At 69.7% G+C, this 20,007-nt stretch carries 15 protein-coding genes; 6 read left to right on the top strand and 9 right to left on the bottom strand.

The features are described from left to right. From DBO33_RS44285 to DBO33_RS36270, 6 genes are all read right to left on the bottom strand, one after another. A partial coding sequence (locus DBO33_RS44285; protein ID WP_234391449.1) for a 2-oxoglutarate dehydrogenase E1 subunit family protein occupies nucleotides 1-263 on the bottom strand: 263 nt, incomplete at its 3' end. 144 nt (nucleotides 264-407) lie between these two features. Continuing rightward, on the bottom strand, nucleotides 408-4,088 hold the full coding sequence (locus tag DBO33_RS36290; protein WP_107659066.1) for an ABC transporter ATP-binding protein: 3,681 nt from the start codon (nucleotides 4,086-4,088) through the stop codon (nucleotides 408-410). 62 nt (nucleotides 4,089-4,150) lie between these two features. After that, a complete protein-coding gene (locus tag DBO33_RS36285; RefSeq protein ID WP_107659065.1) occupies nucleotides 4,151-4,933 on the bottom strand; it encodes an ABC transporter permease in 783 nt (260 codons plus the stop codon). Next, nucleotides 4,930-5,937 (bottom strand): ABC transporter ATP-binding protein, encoded by a 1,008-nt coding sequence (locus DBO33_RS36280; RefSeq protein ID WP_107659064.1) that lies wholly within the window; start codon nucleotides 5,935-5,937, stop codon nucleotides 4,930-4,932. The genes DBO33_RS36285 and DBO33_RS36280 overlap by 4 nt, the downstream gene beginning before the upstream one ends. Further along, nucleotides 5,934-6,665, bottom strand: coding sequence for a hypothetical protein (locus tag DBO33_RS36275; protein ID WP_107659063.1), 732 nt, complete (start codon nucleotides 6,663-6,665; stop codon nucleotides 5,934-5,936). The genes DBO33_RS36280 and DBO33_RS36275 overlap by 4 nt, the downstream gene beginning before the upstream one ends. A 98-nt stretch (nucleotides 6,666-6,763) precedes the next feature. Next, nucleotides 6,764-7,786 carry a glutathione S-transferase family protein gene (locus DBO33_RS36270; RefSeq protein WP_107659062.1) on the bottom strand — a complete coding sequence of 341 codons (1,023 nt, stop codon included), beginning with the start codon at nucleotides 7,784-7,786 and terminating at the stop codon, nucleotides 6,764-6,766. A 38-nt stretch (nucleotides 7,787-7,824) separates the two neighbouring features. On the opposite strand from DBO33_RS36270, the gene DBO33_RS36265 reads away from it, so the two are divergent. After that, nucleotides 7,825-8,619 carry an enoyl-CoA hydratase/isomerase family protein gene (locus DBO33_RS36265; protein WP_107659061.1) on the top strand — a complete coding sequence of 265 codons (795 nt, stop codon included), beginning with the start codon at nucleotides 7,825-7,827 and terminating at the stop codon, nucleotides 8,617-8,619. Between the two features lie 92 nt (nucleotides 8,620-8,711). After that, nucleotides 8,712-9,980 carry a class I adenylate-forming enzyme family protein gene (locus tag DBO33_RS36260; RefSeq protein ID WP_107659060.1) on the top strand — a complete coding sequence of 423 codons (1,269 nt, stop codon included), beginning with the start codon at nucleotides 8,712-8,714 and terminating at the stop codon, nucleotides 9,978-9,980. Between the two features lie 7 nt (nucleotides 9,981-9,987). Here DBO33_RS36260 and DBO33_RS36255 read toward each other — a convergent pair whose 3' ends face one another. Further along, on the bottom strand, nucleotides 9,988-10,734 hold the full coding sequence (locus DBO33_RS36255) for a tyrosine-protein phosphatase (protein WP_107659059.1): 747 nt from the start codon (nucleotides 10,732-10,734) through the stop codon (nucleotides 9,988-9,990). A gap of 416 nt (nucleotides 10,735-11,150) precedes the next feature. Between DBO33_RS36255 and DBO33_RS36250 the strand changes: the two genes are divergently transcribed. Next, a complete protein-coding gene (locus DBO33_RS36250; protein ID WP_107660895.1) occupies nucleotides 11,151-11,630 on the top strand; it encodes a TetR family transcriptional regulator in 480 nt (159 codons plus the stop codon). A gap of 84 nt (nucleotides 11,631-11,714) precedes the next feature. Further along, nucleotides 11,715-12,893: an amino acid deaminase/aldolase gene (locus tag DBO33_RS36245; RefSeq protein ID WP_107659058.1), complete on the top strand. Its 1,179-nt coding sequence runs from the start codon at nucleotides 11,715-11,717 to the stop codon at nucleotides 12,891-12,893. 1 nt (nucleotide 12,894) lies between these two features. On the opposite strand, the gene DBO33_RS36240 is transcribed toward DBO33_RS36245, so the two are convergent. Beyond that, nucleotides 12,895-16,260: an AAA domain-containing protein gene (locus DBO33_RS36240; RefSeq protein WP_234391238.1), complete on the bottom strand. Its 3,366-nt coding sequence runs from the start codon at nucleotides 16,258-16,260 to the stop codon at nucleotides 12,895-12,897. Nucleotides 16,261-16,519: 259 nt separating this feature from the next. Continuing rightward, nucleotides 16,520-18,310: a DEAD/DEAH box helicase gene (locus tag DBO33_RS36235; protein ID WP_107659056.1), complete on the bottom strand. Its 1,791-nt coding sequence runs from the start codon at nucleotides 18,308-18,310 to the stop codon at nucleotides 16,520-16,522. 62 nt (nucleotides 18,311-18,372) lie between these two features. Between DBO33_RS36235 and DBO33_RS36230 the strand changes: the two genes are divergently transcribed. Both DBO33_RS36230 and DBO33_RS36225 read left to right on the top strand, forming a co-directional pair. Then, on the top strand, nucleotides 18,373-19,221 hold the full coding sequence (locus DBO33_RS36230; RefSeq protein ID WP_107659055.1) for a carbon-nitrogen hydrolase family protein: 849 nt from the start codon (nucleotides 18,373-18,375) through the stop codon (nucleotides 19,219-19,221). A gap of 104 nt (nucleotides 19,222-19,325) precedes the next feature. Next, nucleotides 19,326-19,949, top strand: coding sequence for a phosphoribosyltransferase (locus DBO33_RS36225; RefSeq protein ID WP_107659054.1), 624 nt, complete (start codon nucleotides 19,326-19,328; stop codon nucleotides 19,947-19,949). Nucleotides 19,950-20,007 lie beyond the last annotated feature (58 nt).

The following is a 20,007-nucleotide window of genomic DNA, read 5'->3' as shown; positions in this document are numbered from 1 at the left end:
GGCGCGGCGGCCTTGGGCGCCGAGTTCGCCTTGGGGGCCGAGTTCACCGGCGCGGGTGCCGGAGCCGGGGTCGGCGCCTGCGCGGGAGCGGCCGCGGCCGGGGCGGCCGAGCTGTTACCGGAATCACCCGTGGCTTCGGGCGTGTAATCGGCGAGGAACTCGTGCCAACTCTCATCGACCGAAGATGGATCTTGCTTGAACTTCTGATACATCTCATCGACTAGCCACTGGTTCTGTCCGAACTGGGAAGTTGAGCTGCTCACAGCAGGTGTTCGCCTCATTTCGTTCTTCGCGCTGCGACGTTTGTGACGTGCCCGGCACGGGGATCAGCGGATGCGCGCCGATGCGCCCTATCTGAGGATAGGCCCAGCAGCAAACCGACGGAGCGACTGACCACCCGACAAACCTCACCTCATAGAAGACGACTTGTCCGTAACCGAGAATATTCCCCCGGTTTCACGTGCCGCTGCCCACAGTCGGGCATACCCGCCACCTGCGGCGAGCAACTCGACGTGAGTGCCGATTTCGGCGATCCGGCCGTGTTCGACGACGGCGATGCGATCGGCTCGCGCCGCCGTACCGAGCCGGTGTGCGACGAGGACGGTGGTTCGCCCGCGGGTCAACGATCGACTCGCGGCGAGCACCGCTGCCTCGGCGTCCGGATCGAGGGTAGCCGTCGCCTCGTCGAGCAGTAGTAAGTCGGGGCGCACAAGCTCGGCGCGGGCCAGCGCGACGAGCTGCCGCTGACCCGCCGACAGGCCGCGTCCGCGCTCGCCGACCGGTTGGCGCATGCCGAGCGGTAGGGACGCAATCATGGCCGTCGCGCCGACCGCCGCCGCGGCTTCGGCGATCTCGGCGTCGGTCGCGCCTGGCTTGCCGAAGGCGATGTTGCTCGCGACGTCGCCGCTGAACAGGTGCGCTTCCTGCGGCACGATGCCGAGGCGGGCGCGGTAGTCGGTGAGACGGTAGTCACGGATGTCGGTGTCGTCGACCAGGATCGCGCCGGTGCCGTCCGCGTCGGGCGGCAGGTCGTACAGCCGGGCGAGCAGCTTGACGATGGTCGACTTGCCCGCACCGGTCGGGCCGACCAGCGCGAGGGTGCTGCCCGCGGGAATCCGCAGCGAGACGTCGGCCAGGGCGAGCTTCTGCACACCGGGGTAGTGGAAGCGCACGTCGTCGAGGACGACCTCGCCGCGCAGCCCGTGCTCGATCGGCACCGCGTCGGCTCGATCGCTCGCGATCGCCGAGGGCGTGCGCAGTAACTCGCCGATCCGGCGCAGCCCGACGCGCGCCTGCTGATAACCGTCGAACACCTGCGACAGCGCGAGCACCGGCGCGAACAGCAGTTCCAGATACAGCACGAAGGCGACCAGGGTGCCTGCCGTCGTGGTACCCGCCGCCACCTCGCGGGCGCCGACGAAGATCACCGCGGCCAGCGAGACCCCGGACCAGGCGGTGATGAACGGGAAGTACAACGCGATCGAGGTCTGCGCGCGCATTCGGCTGTGCCGATACCGATCGGAGTATTCAGCGAAGCGGCGGGCCGCGACCGGCTCGTGCCGGTTGGCCTGGACCGCGCGCAAGCCGGCGACGTTCTCCTGGAAGTCGGCGTTCACGGTGGACACGTTCTCCCGCGAGACGGTGTACGCGGTCGACGCGAAGCGCCGGAACAGCACCGTCGCCACGAACAGCGGCGGCAGCGTGGCGATAACGACCAAGGCCAGCGATACGTCGATCACCAACAGCGCCACCGCGATTCCGACGAAGGTCAGCCCGCCGATCAACGAGGTGGCCAGCCCGGTCTGCAGGAACGTGGACAACGAGTCCAGGTCGGTCGTCATCCGCGTCATGATCCGGCCGGACAGTTCGCGCTCGTAGTAGTCGAGCCCGAGCCGTTGCAGGTGCGCGTAGCTGCGGATGCGCAGCCCGTAGAGCACCCGTTCGCCGGTCCGCGCGGTGATCAGCGTGTTGGCCGCGCCGACCAGCCAGCCCGCGGCGACCAAGGCGATGCCGAGACCGGCGGCGAGCCAGAGTGCCCCGGAATTGCCGCCACCGACGCCGGTATCGATCGCGAATCGCACGATCGGGGGGAAGGCGACACCGACCAGTGCGTCGAGCAGCAGGAGGGCGACCGCGGCGATCACCAGCGCGCGGACCGGGCGCAACAGCCTGGTCAGCCGGAAACCGGGATCGGGCTGCCGCAGCCGTTGGTCGTCCAGCTTCGGCTGCTCGTCGGCGGGTGGCAGGCGCGCGATTTCCTGGCGTAGCTCAGGCGTTTCCGTCAGATCGGCGGCGGCCGCGGCGAAGGTGTGGCCCGCGCTGCCGTTGGCGGCGGTAGTCGGAATCGCCACGGGTGCTTTGTGTGCGGTCAGCTGCGCGCTTACCGGTGCGGGCAGCCGGATGACCCGATCGGCGTGGGCGAGGGTCGATTCGCGGTGCGCCAGGATCAGCGTGGTGCGCCCGGCCTGATCGGGCAGCGTGCCGAAGATCGCGGCCTCGGTGATCGCATCCACCGCGGAGGTCGCGTCGTCCAGCACGAGAATGCGTGGCCGCGCCAGCAGGGCTCGGGCCAGCGCGATGCGTTGGCGTTGCCCGCCGGACAGGGTCAGGCCGCGTTCACCGACCACCGTGTCGTAGCCGTCGGGCAGTTCGCCGATGAAGTCGTCGGCGGCCGCGGCCTGCGCGGCCGCCCGGATCTCGGCGTCGGTGGCCTCCGGGCGGCCGATGGCGATATTGGCTGCGATGGTGTCGGAGAACAGGAACGGGTCGTCGAACACCACGCCGATGGCGCTGCGCAGGTCGGCGGCGCGCAGGTCCGCGAGGTCGACGCGGTGCTCCGGCTCGGCGCCGAACAGACGGATGTGGCCCGCGTCGGGTGCGTAGAAGCGGGGGAGCAGCAGTGAGAGCGTGGTCTTTCCCGAGCCCGCGGGCCCGATGATCGCCACCGTCTCGCCGGGCCGCACGGTCAGGTCGAGTTCGCGCAGCACCGGCTGATCCGGCTCGAATCCGAAAGTCAGCGAGTCGATCTCGATGCCGAGCGGGCCTGCGGGCAGCGGCGTGGGCTCGGGAGGATCGGTGATCACCGGCGCGGTGTCGATCACCTGGTACACGCGCTCGGCGGCGGCGCGGGTCAATTGCGCGAGGACCAGTGCCCCCGACATGATGCGCGCGGTACCGCTCATCGTCGCGACGTACGCGGCGAAGGCGACGAACGTGCCGATCCCGATCGTCCCGTGCAGCGCGAGCAGCCCGCCGACCACGATGACGCCGACCATGCCGAGTTGCGGAATGGCGGTCACCGTCGGCGCGAAGCGCGAGTTCACCGCCGCCGCACGCATCCGCTCGGCATACAGGGTGCGACTGTGCTTTTCGAGCACGTCCACCATCCGGGCTTCCTGCCCGAACCCCTTCACCACCCGGACCCCGGTGACGGTCTCCTCGACATGCTGGGCGACATCGGCGGCACGCTGCTGCGCGGACCAGGTGGCCGCGTAGAGCCGGGGCCGGAGCCGGTAGACCACCAGCGCGATCGCGGGCACGATCAGCAGCGCGAGTACCGCGAGCGGCGGCGACAGCCACAGCATCACCACCGCGGCGAGCACGAATTGCACCACCGCCATGCTCGCCAGCGGCACCATCGCCAGCAGTCCCTGTACCAGTTGCAGATCGGTGATCGACCGCGACACCACCTGACCGGTCCGGATCGCGTCCTGGCCGACCCCGTCCAGCCGTTGCAGCGACCCGAGCAGGTCCACCCGCAGCGAATGCTGCACGTCCAGCGACAGCTTGCCCGCGAGCAACCGCCGGCCGAATCCGGCCGCGAACCGCCCCACCGCGAGCAACACCAGCAGCCCGGCGACGACTCCGATCACGGCGGTCTGGCCGGTCCCCGCCGCGTCGATGGCGCGTTTGGTCAGCAGCGGCCCGGCGATCTCCACCCCGGCACCCGCCAGCACGGCCGCGCCTAGGCCGGCGAGCGTGCCGCGGTGCGTCCGGCTCTCGCCCCACAGCCGGCGAATCCAGCCGGGACCGCCCGGGTCGCGCTCAGCTGACCCGGTGTCTTCGCCCGCTTCGACTACCCCGCCCATAACCATCCACGGTAATGACGCGCACCGACACGTCGTTGTTCCCGTGCGTCAGCCGCCCCGGTTCACAGGTCCAGGCGTCGCAGGTTCCACCAGCCCGCGCCGCCGATCCCGATGGTCCACAGCAGCAGCACCACGATGGCGGCGGGTGTCGGCGCGAGGAAGTCGCTGTCGGGATAGGACCCGACGGCGATGGTGCTGATGGTGGCGGAGCCGGGGAACAGGGTGACGAAGCCGGTGGCCCCGACGCCGTTGGCGATCAGCCAGAGCAGCGGCTCGGCGACGACGAGCCAGCCGAGCATGACGCCGATCGCGGTCGACGACGACCGCAGCAGGAACCCGAGGCCTGCGCCGATCAGCGACCAGCAGACCGCGGCGAGCAGACCGCCGCCGAGCACGGCCGCCAGATCCAGGTCGAAGTCGAATTTGCCGCGGCCGAAAGCCGCGAGCGTCAGCACCGAGACCAGCTCCACCGCCACCGCGACCGCCAGCGCGAACACGCCGGTGACCAGCAGTTTCGCCGCGGCGAGCCGGTCGCGGTCCCCGGTGAACAGCGCGGTGATCGGCATGGTGTGGTGCCCGTACTCGGCGCCGGTACTGGTCGCACCGAACACCGCTGCCGCCACGACCACCACCGCGAGGCCGATGTACAGGCCCAGGGTCGCGGTGCCGGTGATGGGTTCGCTCTTGGGATCGGCTTTGCCCGCCATGAGCGCACTGGCCATGCTCGCGAGCAGCGCGACCACCAGCGGCACCCAGACGAGCAGCCGATTCGCCGGCAGCGTGGCGACCTTGCGCACCTCGGAGTTGACGGAGGGCACGAGCTCCGGCGGCAGAATCGTGATCATCGAGGAATTCCGTAGGGCATCGGCGTCGGATGATGAGCGGTCCCGGACAGGCCCGGGTAGGGCGAGATCGCCGGCGCTTGCGGTTTGGTCAGCGAGGCCAGCACCCGATCGGGATGGATCAGATCGGGGATGATGCTGTCCAACCGCACCTGCGCGGCTGTCGCCGCATCCCTGATGTCGGCCTCGGTCGCCTCGGCCACGGCGAGCCGCCCGTCCGGCCGGATCACGGCATCCGTGAAACCACGCGCGGCCAGCACGGTCGCCAGGGCGATCGGGGTCGAGGCCGCGACGACGAGCCGATCGGGGTGCCCGCGGCGCAGTCGCGCCGGACTGCCCTGATAGACCACCGCACCGTTGTTCAGCACGATGACGTTGTCCGCACCCGGCAGCACCGCGGCGAGGCTCGCACTGGTCACCAGTGCGCTACCGCCGCGTTTGGCGTGCCTGCGCAGAAAGTCTTGCAGCCAGCCACGTTCAGCGGTGTCGAGGCCGTCCATCGGCTCGTCGAGCACCAGCAGCGGCGGGTCGCCGAGCACCGCGGTCGCCAGGGCCAGCCGTGTTTGCTGACCGGCCGACAGCGCACCGGCCTTCGAGCGGGCCACATCACCGAGCCCGACGAGCTCGAGCACTTCCTCGACCCGTCCGTCCGGTACGCCGACCGCCGCCGCGTACACCCGGAGGTGGTCGCGCGCGGTCCGCCCAGGGTGCAGTCCGCGCGGTGCGAGCACCCCGCCGACGACCAGAGCCGAGCTGACGGCGGCACGGTCCGCGTCGCCGCGGGGCCGATTGGTCCCCGGCCCGCCGACCGCCGCGGTGCCCGAGGTGGGTTCGAGCAGTCCGAGCAGAGTCCGCGCGATGGTGGTCTTGCCCGCACCAGGCGGCCCGACGAGGGCGGCGGTGGTGCCGGACGCGACGGTGAAACTCACGTTCTCGACGGCGGAGGCCAGACCGTAACGCTTGGTCATGGCGCGCACGGAGAAGGCGAGCGGTGCCACCCCGGTCACTGCGGCTTGGTCGGCGGTTGCGGCTGCGACGGGTCGATCGCGGTGAGCGGATCGGCGTCCACGATGAGGTGCCGGTCGGCCGGCCAGACCACCGGCGGCGGCCCGAAGGCCTGGCGCGCGTTCTTGATCGTGGTCTTGCCCATCGCCCGGTTGCCGACGCCGCCGATCACCGCGCCGATGCCCGCGGGCACCACCTTGCCCGCCATCAACGCGGCGCGGCGGGTGAGGAAGCGCACGATGAACCGCTTGAGCAGCGAATCGTTCATCGACGACAGGCCGGGAATCCGGTTGGCGAACACCGTGCCCCAGTTCTTCGCCGACGTGCCGACGGTCTTCTGCACGATATCCATGCCGCCCTCGCCGAGCACGACGGCGAGCACCAGCGCCCGGCGCTGCTCCTTGTCCGCCGGCGAGATGCCGTGCACGGCCGCCACCGCGAGGGTGAACACGGCCGAGGCCTCCATGAAGAACGTGGTCTCCGCGCTGACCGCCGCGACCGCCGCGACCGTGCCGACACCGGGCACCGCTGCCGCCGCGCCGACGGCGCCACCGCTCCCGGTCACCGCGAGCAGGTACTGGTTCTCCAGGCGCTCGATGATCTGTGCTGGGCTTTCCGACGGGTGGGAGCGCCGGATCCGGTCGACATACTTGGCGACCGCGGGCGCCTGCATACGCGACCCTGAATCGAGTAGCTGGACCACCGTCTTCTCGAACGCGCCTTTGAACATCGGCGGCACCCTCCTCTTCCGGTCTGCTGGTTGAACTCTATGGCACCTACGCCGACCAGCTCGTCATGACAACGATGTACCCAGCCTCGCCGGTTCCATCAGTCCGGCTGGTGCAGCGCGGGCACCCGCTCGGCCAACGGCGGCGGGGGCGGCGGTGTGCCGTCACCGAACGGGTTGCCGCCCAACGCCTCCCGGCCGTGCGGGGTCAGCCAGTTCGCCAGGTCCGGTCCCTTCGGCACGATGCCGGTCGGATTGATGTCCCGGTGCACCACGTAGTAGTGCTGCTTGATCTGCGCGAAGTCGGTGGTGTCGCCGAAGCCGGGGGTTTGGTAGAGGTCACGCGCGTACGCCCACAGCACCGGCAGCTCGCTCAGTTTCGAGCGGTTGCACTTGAAATGGCCGTGATAGACCGGGTCGAACCTGGCCAGCGTGGTGAACAGTCGCACATCGGCCTCGGTGATCGTGTCGCCGACCAGATAGCGTTGTCTCGCAAGGCGTTCGGAGAGCCAGTCCAGCCGGGCGAAGAGGCGGTCGTAGGCGGCCTCGTAGGCGTCCTGCGATCCGGCGAAACCGCAGCGGTAGACGCCGTTGTTGACGTCACGGAACACCGCCTGGTTCACCTCGTCGATCTCGGCGCGCAGCGCTTCGGGGTACAGCTGCGGCGCGCCGGGCCGATGGAACTCGGCCCATTCGGTCGAGAAATCGAGGGTGATCTGCGGGTAGTCGTTGGTCACCACCTGCCCGGTCGGCACGTCCACCACTGCGGGCACCGTGATGCCGCGCGGGTAGTCGGGGAACCGGGCCAGATACGCGTCGCGTAGTCGGGGGATGCCGAGCACCGGGTCGACGCCGCCGGGATCGAGATCGAAGGTCCAGCTGAGCTTGTCGTGCGTCGGCCCGCACAACCCCAGTGAGAGCACGCTTTCCAGGCCGAGCAGACGACGCACGATGAGCGTGCGGTTGGCCCACGGGCAGGCCCGCGCCGCGATCAGTCGGTAGCGTCCCGGTTCGACGGGGTAACCGTCGCGACCGTCGGCCGTGATCCGGGTGGTGATGTAGTTCGTGTCCCGCTTGAACTCGCCGGGCTCGACGTAGGAGCCGCTTTCCGCCGACTTGGTCACCTCGACAGTCTGGCAGACGAAGGTCTTACGCTGACCGAATGACCGATCAGAAGGCCACTCGCCTGGAACGCGAAATCACCGACGGCGGCGCCGAGGTAGCGACCCTGACGCTCGCCAATCCGCCGCTGAACCTCTTCGACCGGGCGATGCTCGACGCCCTGATCGAGGACTTCGCCGAGCTGTCGGCGAACCCGCCGCGCGCGCTGCTGCTGCGCGCCGAGGGCAAGCTGGTCTCCGGCGGCGTCGACGTGCACGTCTTCGACGGCCTGTCGGTGGACCAGGGCGCCGAACTCTGGCGGACCCTGTTCGCGCAGATCATCCATCCGGTGGAGGCGCTGCCGTGCCCGGTGGTGTTCGCCGCGCACGGGCTGACGCTGACCGCCGCCTTCGAGATCGCGCTGGCCTGCGACATCATCCTGGCCGCGCCGAAGGCGAAGTTCGGTCTGGTGGAGACCGTGGTCGGCCTGACGCCGTCGATGGGTGGCCCGCAGCGGCTGGCCGAACGGGCGGGCTCGGGCCGGGCGCGCGAGTTCGTGATGACCGGCGACCTGTACGACGCGGCGACCATGGCGGAGTGGGGCGTGGTGAACGCCGTGCACGACGACGTCGACACGGCCGCAAGGGAATTGACGCACCGGCTCGCGCATGGACCGACGAGGGCGCACGCCGCGACCAAGAAGATCATCGAGGCGTGGCGTTCCGGCGGTGTCGCCCATGCGGATTCGGTGACACCGGAGGTGTCCGGCGCGCTGTTCGACACCGCCGATCTGCAAGGCGCGGTGCGCAGCTTCCTCGAGGTCGGGCCGGGCAAGGCCACCTACACGGGGCGGTGACAGCTAGGACACGTTCATCGCCTCTGCCCGCGAAAATGTGACTCTCGTCATATAGTCGCAGTGCCTGCTGACTCGAGGCGCGCGGAGGACGGATGTCGCAGTTGCTCGTCGAATACCCCCTGACCCATCCGCATGCCCGTGATGCCCCGCTGGCGCGCGGCGCCGACGGGGTGCTGCGCTACGGCAACCTGACCCCGGCGCTCACCGAGCTACTCGACCTGCAAGTGCACGCGTTCTCCACGCGCGAGGCCGTGGTCGAGGTGGGTGGCCCGCGGCTCACCTACCGGGAGCTGTGGCACTCCGCCTCGCGCATCGCGGGCGGGCTGCAGGAGCACGGCATCGGTTACGGCGACCGGGTCGCGGTGCACATGCCCGCGGGCGTGCGCTGGGTGCAGGCGTTCCTCGGCGCGCTGCTCAGCGGCGCGGTACCGGTGCTGGTGCACGACGGCTTGCCTGACGCGGTGGCCGAGCGGGTGATCGCCGACAGCAGTGCGGATTTCGTGCTCGGCCGCGAGATCGCGCGCGGCGCGGAACTGCCCGACGGCGCCGCGTTCATCGATGACGGTGCGGCCCTGGGAGATCTGGCGCTGCTCAGCTACACCAGCGGCACCCCACGCTGCGCCACCACCGCGCCCAAGGGGGTGGAGCTGACCAACGAAAACCTGCTGTCGGCAATACGTTCGGTGGTCGCCGCGCTCGACCTGCCGACCGACGGCCTGCGCAACCTGGTGCTGCTGCCGCTCGCCCATGCCAGCGGCTGCGTGGACCAACTCTTACCGACCTTCGCGGTCGGTGGCACCGTGGTGCTGGCGCGCGACACCCGCGGGCTCGCGGAAGCCATTGTGGCCGAACGCATCGACATGGTGTCGGCGACGCCGCGGATCTTCGCCGGTCTGCTGCCCGAGCTCGCCGCGTTGCGCGCGGACGGCATGCACACCGAGGGCATCGCCAGGATCAGCAAGGCGGGCCATCGGGGCGAGCGGGCCGTGACACCCGCCACCCCAGCCGATCTGGCCGTGGAACTGCGCGAGATGTTCCCGGTCGCCCGGCAGTGGTCGATCTGGGGCGCCACCGAGACCAGCGGTATCGGCCTGGCCGTCGACGACGCGGCGGAGTCGGCCACCGACGCCGACACCGTGCTCGGATTCCCGTTCGGCGGTACCGAACTGGCGCTGTGGGGCCCGCAGGCGCAGGCCGGCCATGGCGAACTGCTGTGCCGCGGCCCGAACGTCTGCCCGCGCTACTGGAACGACCCGACCACCACCGCGGCCCGCTTCACCGGCACCTGGTTCCACACCGGCGATCAGGTCACCATCGATACCGACGGCCTGGTGCGCCGCGACCTGGCTCAGGCCGAATAGTCCTGCGTCACTCCAACATCCGCTCGCGCAGCCGTGCGCGCAGCTCCGGGGTGATCCCGGCGGCCGTCAGGTAGGAGTCCACACCACCGTGCAACTCGTGCATGGATGCGGTAGCGGTGCTGAGGTATTCCTCGCGCACGCCCAGCAGATCCACCGAGAGTTCTTCGCCGCCGAGCAGTTTCGTCGTCATCATGGCGCGCAGGGCGGGGATGGCGCCGTTGCTCAGCAGGAAATCGGCCTCGACGTCGGTCTCGGTCACGCCGACCGCGCGCAGCAGCGTGGCGACGGCCCAGCCGGTGCGGTCCTTGCCCGCCGCGCAGTGCACCAGCACCGCGCCCTCGCCGCGCGCGATCGACTCGGCCAGCGCGGTGATCGCGGCATGGGCCTCGGGCAGCGCGGGGAACATCCGGTAGACCTCGAGCATGTGCGCGAACGCGCCCTGGGCGTCGGTGTGGTGCGGCGGCGCCTCGGCCATCCTGGCGTCGAACGGCGTGACGTTCAGCCGGACGCCCTCGGGCAGCCGGTCGCTGCCGATGTGGTCGATCTCGCGTTCGCCGCGCAGGTCGTGCACGTCGCTGACGCGCAGTTCGCGCAGGGTGGCCAACCCGGCGTCGTCGAGTCCGGTCAGTTGGGCCGAGCGCAGCAGCACGCCGGGACGGACCTTCGCGCCGTCGTCGGTGCGCAGCCCGCCCAGATCGCGGAAGTTGAAGGTGCCGGAGATGAAGTACTGATCGGCTGGCGGCGAGAGAGTCACCGACTCAGGCTATCCGGCCGCAGGCGTCGCGCGGGTGTCGTTTCCGGATCGGATGCCACACTGGCAGGTGACCGTTTTGCGTGCTTCACCTGTGTGATCGGCCACAGGATTCGGGGCGCGTCGGTACACGCCCGTACAGTGGACAACGGTCTGCTTATCAGCCGGGCAGGGCTGAGAGTGACCCCGAGAGAGGGAAATCCGGGCAGGGCTCGATGGCACCCCGACCATTCCGTTTGGGTAACAAAACATTCTTGCGGTCTGGAAATACCCATTGAACCTGTTCTCAAACCCCGAAAACCCTCTACCATTGATGAACGTTGGACCGGGCAGCCTGGGATTTCCAGCGGAGTGCCCGCCATGTTCGACGAGTCGCGCCGACGAGGGTGCGCGAGATCTTTTCGCCGAGGGAGTCGTCGTTGAGCGTACGAGGAGACACCGCAGTGGTTCGGCTACGGCCGACCATCTGCGAGGCCGTCGAGAAGGCGGCCGCGTCACTGGATCACGGAGGAGTGCGCGCGCTACGGGTGCTACTGCACGCCGGTGTGAGCGCGTACTGGCCATTGGTGAAGGCCGCCCCATGCAAGCAGGTACAGGCCTACGAGGCCACAGTGCAGACCCTGCGTCAGCGCTGGGAGGCGCAGACCGATTGCCTGGCCGACCCCACCGCGTCCGCGGTCTATCGGGAGATGGATACCGAGGTCGCCGCTTTCTTACAGCTGTGTGCCGACCGATCGGGTGTGCAGTGGCTGGAGCCGGTGGAGGCCATCGCGACCTACGCGGTCTCGGTGCTGCAAGGCACCGTGTTGCGCTGGCTCGCCGATTGCAATGACGAAACAATGCTGGTGGTCCTCGACGATCTGGTGAGCAGCCTGGCCACCCGCGCCGCCGAGGTCTAGTCCCCGCCGGGCGTGCGGTGACCTCGGAAAATGAGTTCCCGCAAGTACTGGACGTTTGACCAGTTTGGTGGTTGAGTTGATGGGGTGACGGACACGTCCCCCATCGCGGGGCTGCACGCGGCCACCGCAGAGCTCGACCCGCCGCTGGCCGCCCTCGACCTGACCGCCTTACGTGCGAACGCCGCCGATCTGGTGCGCCGCGCGAACGGTGTGCCGATCCGGGTCGCCAGCAAATCCGTGCGCTGTCGCGCCGTCCTCGAAGAAGTGCTCGGCGGTGAGCTCACCGCCTCGGGCGGTTTCGCGGGCCTGATGAGCTACTCGTTGCCCGAGGCCATCTGGCTGGCTCGCCGCGGCGCCCGCGACATCCTGCTCGGCTACCCGACCGTCGACCGGGCCGCGCTGGCCGAACTCGCCGCCGACGAGACGCTGCGCCGCTCGATCACCCTGATGATCGACGATGTCGCCCAGCTCGACCTCATCCGCGCCGCCCTCGGGACCGACCTGGTGCATCCGCGGGTGTGCCTCGATGTCGACGCCTCCCTCCGGATCGGCCCGATCCACCTCGGCGTGCGCCGTTCGCCGATCCGCACTCCCGAGCAGGCCGCCGCGCTCGCCGCAGCAGCGTTGGGTCGCGGGTTCGAGGTGGTCGGCGTGATGACCTACGAGGCGCAGATCGCCGGCATGCCCGACAGCAATGTCGCACTGCGCCTGATGAAGCGCGCCTCCGCCGCGGAGATCACCAAGCGCCGCAAGCGAGTACTCGACGCGGTGCGTTCGGTGACCGGCAAGCTGGAGATCGTCAACAGCGGCGGTAGCGGGTCGATCGAGGTCAGCATCGCCGATCCCGATGTCACCGAGGTGACCGCGGGTTCCGGGCTCTACGTGCCGACCCTGTTCGACCACTACCGGTCCTTCACCCCAAGGCCCGCACTGTTTTTCGCCACCTCGGTGCTGCGCCGCCCGACCCCTTCCATCGCAACGGTTTTCGCAGGCGGTTATATCGCGTCCGGCCCGACCGGTGCGTCGCGCGTACCGATGCCGGTGTGGCCCAGCGGTTTACGGCTGATCGGTACCGAGGGCGCCGGCGAGGTGCAGACTCCACTGACCGGTGCGGCGGAGCTACGCATCGGCGACCGGGTGTGGTTCCGGCACGCCAAGGCGGGCGAACTGTGCGAGCGCTTCGACAAGGTGCATCTGGTCGACTCGGACGGCACCAGGACTACCGTGCCCACCTACCGCGGTGAAGGTAACTGCTTCGGCTGAGTCAGAGCCGCAAGAACCCGGCCAGCTCGGGCATCTCGTCCGGACTGGCGGGCAGGTACTCGCTCAGCAGCGGTGAGCGGATGATGATCGCCTTCCACATCGCGCGGCACAGCGCGGCGTGAATCAGCGCTCGCGACAACAGGAACGGCATCCCGTAGGGCGCGTCGGCCGGGCTGGACGTGGTCATCGAGAGCAACACCACGGCGGCTTCCCTGCCGCGGAATCGGTCCGGCGTGCCGACCAGCACATCCTCGATCTTGGCCCGGGCGAGCAGGGTTCGGATCCGGCCGACCTGCGCCGCGTACGGCGCGACCACGAAGATGTCGTGCGGATGCAGTCGCCGGGTGATAGCCCCGATGGTCCAGTTCATCGCGAGCAGCGCGCGTACCCGGCGCACCACTTCGCGGGCCTCGGCCGCGGACTCGGTGGCATTGCCGTGATGGGGTACCAGCACGGTGCTCACGCCGGGCGACTCGCCATCGAGTTCCCTTGCCAGCGTGACGGTTTCGTTGGCCCGCAGCCGTCCGTCGTAGTACAGCCGGGAGATCGGGTCGCACACCTGCGGATGCATGCGCCAGGTGCGGTCCAGGAAGTAGCCGCGCTCGCCGGGCAGTGTGTGCCGCCCCTCGGCGAGCCAGCCGAGCACCGATTCGCCGACCGGCTCCGGGTGAGCGCTGTGCGTGGCGGGCGGCACCGGATCGCCGAGCAGCAACAGGTTTCGCGCGCTGACCCCGACCGCGACGGCGTCGGCCAGCGGGAACCGGCCCGCGTCGGCGATCACCAGCAGATCGAGCCCCGCCCTGGACACCATCGCCTCGTTCGCGAAATCCGTTGGCGTGCCGCCGAGTACGCAGCCGCTGATGGCGTTGTCCAGGAAACGCGCGTACCGGGAGGCGTCGATGACCACCCATTCCGGCGCCACCGACTCGACGTCCTTCTTGGCGACCAGCTCCGGCAGCACGCCGACCCGCACGACCGCGTCCAGCAGGTTCTCCACGGTCGAATGGGTCTGGCCGACAATGCCGATCCGCCATTTGTGCCGGGTGACCAGACGCTCGAGCACCCGGGCGGCGGTGGAGGTCTTGCCGGTACCCGACGGGCCCTGCACGGCGAGGTAGGAGTGGTCGAGTTCGCGCATCGCGGCGGTGATCGCCGCGGCATGGTCGCCGTGCACCTCGGGCAACGCGGCGCCACCGCGTAGCCGGGGTGGGCGGCGGGCGAGCAGGTCGAACACGGCGCCCTCGGGGATCTCCGGGAGCGCGACGAGCAGCTGCTGGGCGGCGAATTCGACGGCGGTCTCGGCATTCCAGTCCCACGCGGGTAGGCCGGGCGCGATCGCGGTGGGTAGTTCGTCGTAGGGTTCGCAGCCGTCCGGCAGCAGTTCTTCGAGCCGGACGGCGTCGTCGAATTCGGCGTCCACCGAGCAGCCGAGCACGGTGGCGACGGCGGTGGCTCGGCGCCCGACGGCGGTGACCATGCCCGCGGCCGCGGGCCGGTCGTAGAAGGTGTAGACGGTGGTGCCCGGCGTCAGCACGGTGGCCGGTCCGGGGCCGCCCGCACTCCAGCTCGAACCGATTCGGCCGGTGAGTGTGAGGTAGCGCCGCATGGTCGGGCGGTCCGGGCTGCGATGCCACTTGGTGTCGACGGTGCCCCATTCGGCCACCAACACCCCTGGGGCATCGGCCCATTCGTCGACCGGGTGGCTGAGCCGATCGACGTGTGCCCACCACAGCGGCTGCCGTTCGCGCCGGTGATAACCGAGCGCCGCGGCCATCATCGCGGCGACGTGGCGCGGTTCGTCCTGTGCCGCGGCGTATTCGGCGAGCGCCGCCTCGAACGAGGAGGGTCGCGAGGGTGGGATGGGCTCGAGTCCGTCGGGACCGGCCACCTGACACCAGGATCCGGTCCGCTCCAGCGTCACCGCCTGCGGGTCGATGCGCTGCTCGGCGGCTTGGTCCAGCAGCCAGTCCCGTAGCCGCAGCACGGTCAGGCAATCCCGTTCGGCGTCGGCCGAATGCGCCGCGCCGGGCAGCAGGCGCGCCAGCCTGCTCAGCCGATAGGAGCGTTCCCCGATGATCAGCGCGTTGCGCACGATCGGATACAGGTCGACCAGCACGCCGTCGCACAGCAGCTCGTCCACGATCTCTTCGCCGACGCCGGTGCTGCCGGTGCAGTGCAGCAGCGCGGTGCGCACCGCGGCGGTGTAGTGGTAGACGTGCATGTCCGGATACATCCGCCGCCGCTGCGCGAGATAGTCGAGCACCTCCTCCAGCGCGCGCCGCTGCCCGGCCGCCTCGCTGCCCGGCTGGCCGTCGATGCCGAAGGGGCCGCGGAAGGTCAGGTGCACGGTGCCCGGTCCGCCGACGTCGACGGCCAGCGGAGTGCGCCCGCCACCGACGACGGTCAGCGAGAGGTCACCGGCGGAGGGCGGCGGCAGTGCGCCGAGTGCGATCGGGTCGACCAGGCTGTGCGTCGGCTGCCCGGAATCCTCGCGGCGCAGCTGGATTTCGGCCTGTCGGCGCAGCGCGGTGAAGGTGCGCGGTGGCACGCCGCGCACCGTGCTCTCGGTGCTGACCAGCCGGTCGATGGTGCTCACGCCCGCCTCGCGGAGCCGGGCCCGTGTGGTGGTCGGCATCCCGGCGACGAGGAGCAGATCGCGCGCGGCCGCCGCGGCCGTCGTGCAGGTCCCGCAGCGTCCGCAGGCCAGATAGCGCGGATCACCCCACTGCGCGGGTAGCAGTTCGCTCAACTTCTCGTCGAGGATGCGTTCGACTCTGCGCCTGCGTGCGCGGTACACCGGGATCAGATCGTTCACCGCGTACGCGGTGTTGTCCTCGCCGAGATGCAGCCGGACCAGCGGGCCGGTCAACGATCCGCTGTGGTCCACCGCGTCGGCGCAGGCGGCGAGTTCCAGTGCGGTGCCGACGCGGTCGGCCTTGCGGTGTGCGGTGCCGTGCACGGTGTAGCGCACCCGATGACCGGCGCGCACCAGGAAATCGCAGGAACTGTCGAAGGTTCCGTCGAAGAAGGTGGCGCCGTGGATCACGTGCACGCCGGCCCGCAGCGCCGCGATGGTCTCGGCGTGCGCGGCCGTCAGCCCCGCGATCAGCGTCGGGCCGCTGTGCGATTTGTCCTGCGGGCGTTGGATCTCCACCATCGAGCTGCCGAAGCGGTCGCGGAAGTCGCTGAGCCTGCGGTCGCGTGCGTCGTCGAACCAGGTGCGCGGCTGGGGCGCCCATTCCGCGGTGGTCGCCGGATCGGCCGCGACGGTTCCCAGTTCGGTATCGAGGGCGCGAAGCAGCGCGAACTCACAGCGCGCCGCACGCACGAGGTCGACGGCGGAGCAGACGACACGATCACCGAACACGAACAAACGCGGCCCTCCTGTGTCTTGCGGGACACCCGCACCCGGTTCGTGACGACGAACGGGCTGCGCGATTGTCGCCCATCGACACCTCGGGCCGCTGCGGGACATCCGCACCCGGCCGGCATCGATGAGCGGGCAGCGCCATTGTCGCTCATCACGTCTCGAGTTTTCGCGGGACACCCGCTGCCGTCAGCACTAATTCCGTACCGGACGGCAACACTCTAGCTAGCGAGGCTGACCTCGCCGTACTCTCCCCGGCTCAGGAGCGTGGCTTACGCCGCTCCGGCCGCTTCGCGTTCCCGCCCTCGCGGCGCGGGCCGCGGGTGAACGAGCGCTGTCCCGGCGGACCCGCGTCCGGGGTGAGCTGGATGAGGACGCCGCTGATCCTGGTGCGGCGCAACGCTTCCAGCGTCTCCGGGGACAGGTCCGCGGGTAGCTCCACCAGACTGTGGTCGGGCCGGATACTGATATGCCCGAAGTCGCTGCGGCGTAAACCACCCTCGTTGGCGATGGCGCCGACGATCGCGCCGGGCACCACACGGTGCCGCTTGCCGACCGAGATCCGGTAGGTGGCCAGCTCGGTGCCGTTGGCCCGGCTGTGCGAACCGAAACCGGTCCGATCGTCCTCACCCTCGAACCGGCGCGGCCGATCCGGGCGTTCGCGGCGTTCGCGCACCGGCTCCGGCGGTTCGGGCTGCATCAGGAAGTTGTCGCCGTCGCGCGAGAGCACGGCCAGGGCCGCCGCGATGTCGACCAGCGGAATGTCGTGCTCGCGTTCGTAATCCTCGATGAGCCTGCGGAACAGCGCCAGGTTCGACGAGGTCAGGCTCTCGGTGATGTCGTCGCCGAACTTGGCCACGCGCTGCGCGTTGACGTCGTCGACGCTGGGCAGCTGCATCTCTTCCAGCGGATGCCTGGTGGCCCGCTCGATCGACTTGAGCAGGTGCCGCTCGCGCGGCGCGACGAACAGCAGCGCCTCACCGCTGCGCCCGGCCCGGCCGGTGCGGCCGATGCGGTGCACGTAGGACTCGGTGTCGTGCGGGATGTCGTAGTTCACCACGTGCGAGATGCGGTCGACGTCCAGACCACGCGCGGCCACGTCGGTCGCGACCAGGATGTCCAGCGCGCCGGACTTCAGCTGGCCGATGGTGCGCTCACGCTGGTTCTGTGCGATGTCGCCGTTGATGGCCGCGGCGGAAAAGCCCCTGGCGCGCAGCTTCTCGGCGAGCTCCTCGGTGGCCTGCTTGGTGCGCACGAAGATGATCATCGCCTCGAACGACTCGACCTCGAGCACCCTGGTCAGCGCGTCCAGCTTGCGCTGATGCGAGACCTGCACCCAGCGCTGGGTGATGTTGGTGGCGGTCGACGTCTTCGACTTGACGGTGATCTCGACCGGATTGTTCAGGTACTGCTTGGAGATCTTGCGGATCGCCGCGGGCATGGTCGCCGAGAACAGCGCGACCTGCTTGGTGGACGGCGTGTCCTTGAGGATGCGCTCGACGTCCTCCTGGAAGCCCATCTTCAGCATCTCGTCGGCCTCGTCGAGCACCAGGTACTTCAGCTGCGACAGGTCGAGGGTGCCCTTCTCCAGGTGATCGATCACCCGGCCCGGCGTGCCGACCACCACGTGCGCGCCGCGGCGCAGCCCGGACAGCTGCACACCGTAGGCCTGGCCGCCATAGATCGGCAGCACGTTCAGCCCGGGGATGTGCGTGGCGTAGCGGCCGAACGCCTCGGCCACCTGGATGGCGAGCTCACGGGTCGGCGCCAGCACCAGCGACTGCGGGAGTTTGCCGGAGGTGTCGAGACCCATCAGGATCGGGATGGCGAACGCCGCGGTCTTGCCGGTGCCGGTCTGCGCGAGGCCGACCACATCGGCGCCGCTGAGCAGTGGCGGAATCGTCGCGGCCTGGATCGGCGACGGCGACTCGTAGCCCACATCGGCGATGGCCGCGAGGATGCGGTCATCGATCCCGAGATCGGCGAAAGTCGGGCCGTCGGTGTCCCTGTCGTTGTCGCCAGGAACGCTGTCGACCTGATTGGTACTCATTGACCAGGAGTTTACTGCCTCGTGCTGGCCTGCCCGGCCACCGCCCCAATACGGTGAGACGTATGCAACTGGATAGCTCCGAAACGAATCAGACCCCAGCACCGAACCAGCTGGACGTGGCGGTCGTCCAGTTCGCCCCCGGCACCGATCCGTCGGCCAACCTTTCCGCACTGCGCGAGCACGTCCGCACGGCGCGTGATCGGGGCGCCCACGTGGTCGTCGCGCCGGAATACTCGATGTTTGCCGTCACCCGGCTCGATGAGCGTGTCGTGGCCGTCGCCGAACCGCTGACCGGGCCGTTCGTCACCGGACTCGGCGCGATCGCCCGCGAATTCGGGGTGCATCTGGTGGCCGGAATGGTGGAGCAGGGCGAGCCCGGCGGCGGCCGGATCCGCAACACGCTCGTCGTGCTCGGGCCCGATGGAACGCTCGCCACGGTGTACCGGAAGGTGCATCTCTACGACGCCTTCGGACACCTCGAATCGGAGACGGTGGAGGCGGGCCCGATCACGGAACCGGCCACTTTCGATGTGGCGGACGTGACATTTGGTTTGCAGACCTGTTTCGATCTGCGCTTCCCCGAGGGCATCCGCCGGGTGGCCGCCGCGGGCGCCCAGGTGCTCGTGCTGCCCGCGCAGTGGATCCCCGGCCCGGGCAAGGTCGATCAGTGGACGACGCTGGTGCGTGCGCGCGCCATCGAGAACACCGTTTATGTGGTCGCGGCCGACCAAGCGGCGCCGCGCGGGGCCGGGGCGTCGATGATCGTCGACCCGACCGGGGCCGTGCTCGCTGAGATCGGCGACGAACCGGGCGTGTTGACCGCGAGTGTCGATCTGGACCACCTGGCCAAGGTTCGCACCACCAATCCGAGCCTCGCGTTGCGGCGGTTCGCGATCACGGAGCGTGGCTGACGCAGTATTGCGTGGGGTGGTGGTCAGGCGAGGGGCCGCAGTATCGCGAAGCGATTCATTCGGGGGTGGTGGTCGGGTGACGGGTGGGCGTAGCGTTTTGATGGATGATCTACCCCGATCGGACACTGGCCGGTCGCGCGCTCGCCACGCATCTGGAGGACTTGCGCGCGGCCCATCCGCTGCTGCTCGGTCTGCCGCGCGGCGGGGTCCCGGTGGCCGCCGCGGTGCGCGACGTCATCGGTGGTGATCTCGACATTCTGCTGGTCCGCAAGCTCGGTGTGCCGTGGCAGCCGGAGCTGGCGATGGGTGCCATCGGCGAGGACGGCGTGCGGGTGCTCAACCCGGACGTGTTGTCGCACACCGGGATAAATCAGCGCGAGTTCGACCAGATCGAAGCCGCGGAACGGGCGGAACTGGATCGGCGCCGGGCGGTGTGGCGCGGCGACGCGAAACCGATCCCGCTCGACGGGCGCACCGTGGTGATCGTGGACGACGGTATGGCCACCGGTGCGACCGTGGTGGTCGCCTGCCGGGTCGCGCGACTGCATCAGCCGAGCCGCATCGTGGTCGCCGTGCCGGTCTCCTCCGCCGAAGCGCTGCGCCGCGTCGCCGCAGAAGCCGACCAAGTCGTCTGCCCCCTGGTCCCGCACTCGCTCGGCGGCGTCGGCACCGCCTACGAAGACTTCCACCAACTCGAGGACGCAGAAGTCACCACCCTGCTCACCTGACGCTCCACCCGCACACTGTCTGATTTCCCGCACACAAAATCGCATGCGATTCCCAGTG

It is taken from the genome of Nocardia suismassiliense, assembly GCF_900269665.1.
In the GTDB taxonomy this organism is placed as follows: Bacteria; Actinomycetota; Actinomycetes; order Mycobacteriales; family Mycobacteriaceae; genus Nocardia; species Nocardia suismassiliense.
This window is presented reverse-complemented; position numbering and strand designations above follow the sequence as displayed.

Coding starts and splice junctions, on each gene's coding strand:
- DBO33_RS36290 (WP_107659066.1), bottom strand. CDS start 4,088: ATGGGCGGGGTAGTCGAAGCGGGCGAAGACACCGGGTCAGCTGAGCGC.
- DBO33_RS36285 (WP_107659065.1), bottom strand. CDS start 4,933: ATGATCACGATTCTGCCGCCGGAGCTCGTGCCCTCCGTCAACTCCGAG.
- DBO33_RS36275 (WP_107659063.1), bottom strand. CDS start 6,665: ATGTTCAAAGGCGCGTTCGAGAAGACGGTGGTCCAGCTACTCGATTCA.
- DBO33_RS36265 (WP_107659061.1), top strand. CDS start 7,825: ATGACCGATCAGAAGGCCACTCGCCTGGAACGCGAAATCACCGACGGC.
- DBO33_RS36260 (WP_107659060.1), top strand. CDS start 8,712: ATGTCGCAGTTGCTCGTCGAATACCCCCTGACCCATCCGCATGCCCGT.
- DBO33_RS36235 (WP_107659056.1), bottom strand. CDS start 18,310: ATGAGTACCAATCAGGTCGACAGCGTTCCTGGCGACAACGACAGGGAC.
- DBO33_RS36230 (WP_107659055.1), top strand. CDS start 18,373: ATGCAACTGGATAGCTCCGAAACGAATCAGACCCCAGCACCGAACCAG.
- DBO33_RS36225 (WP_107659054.1), top strand. CDS start 19,326: ATGATCTACCCCGATCGGACACTGGCCGGTCGCGCGCTCGCCACGCAT.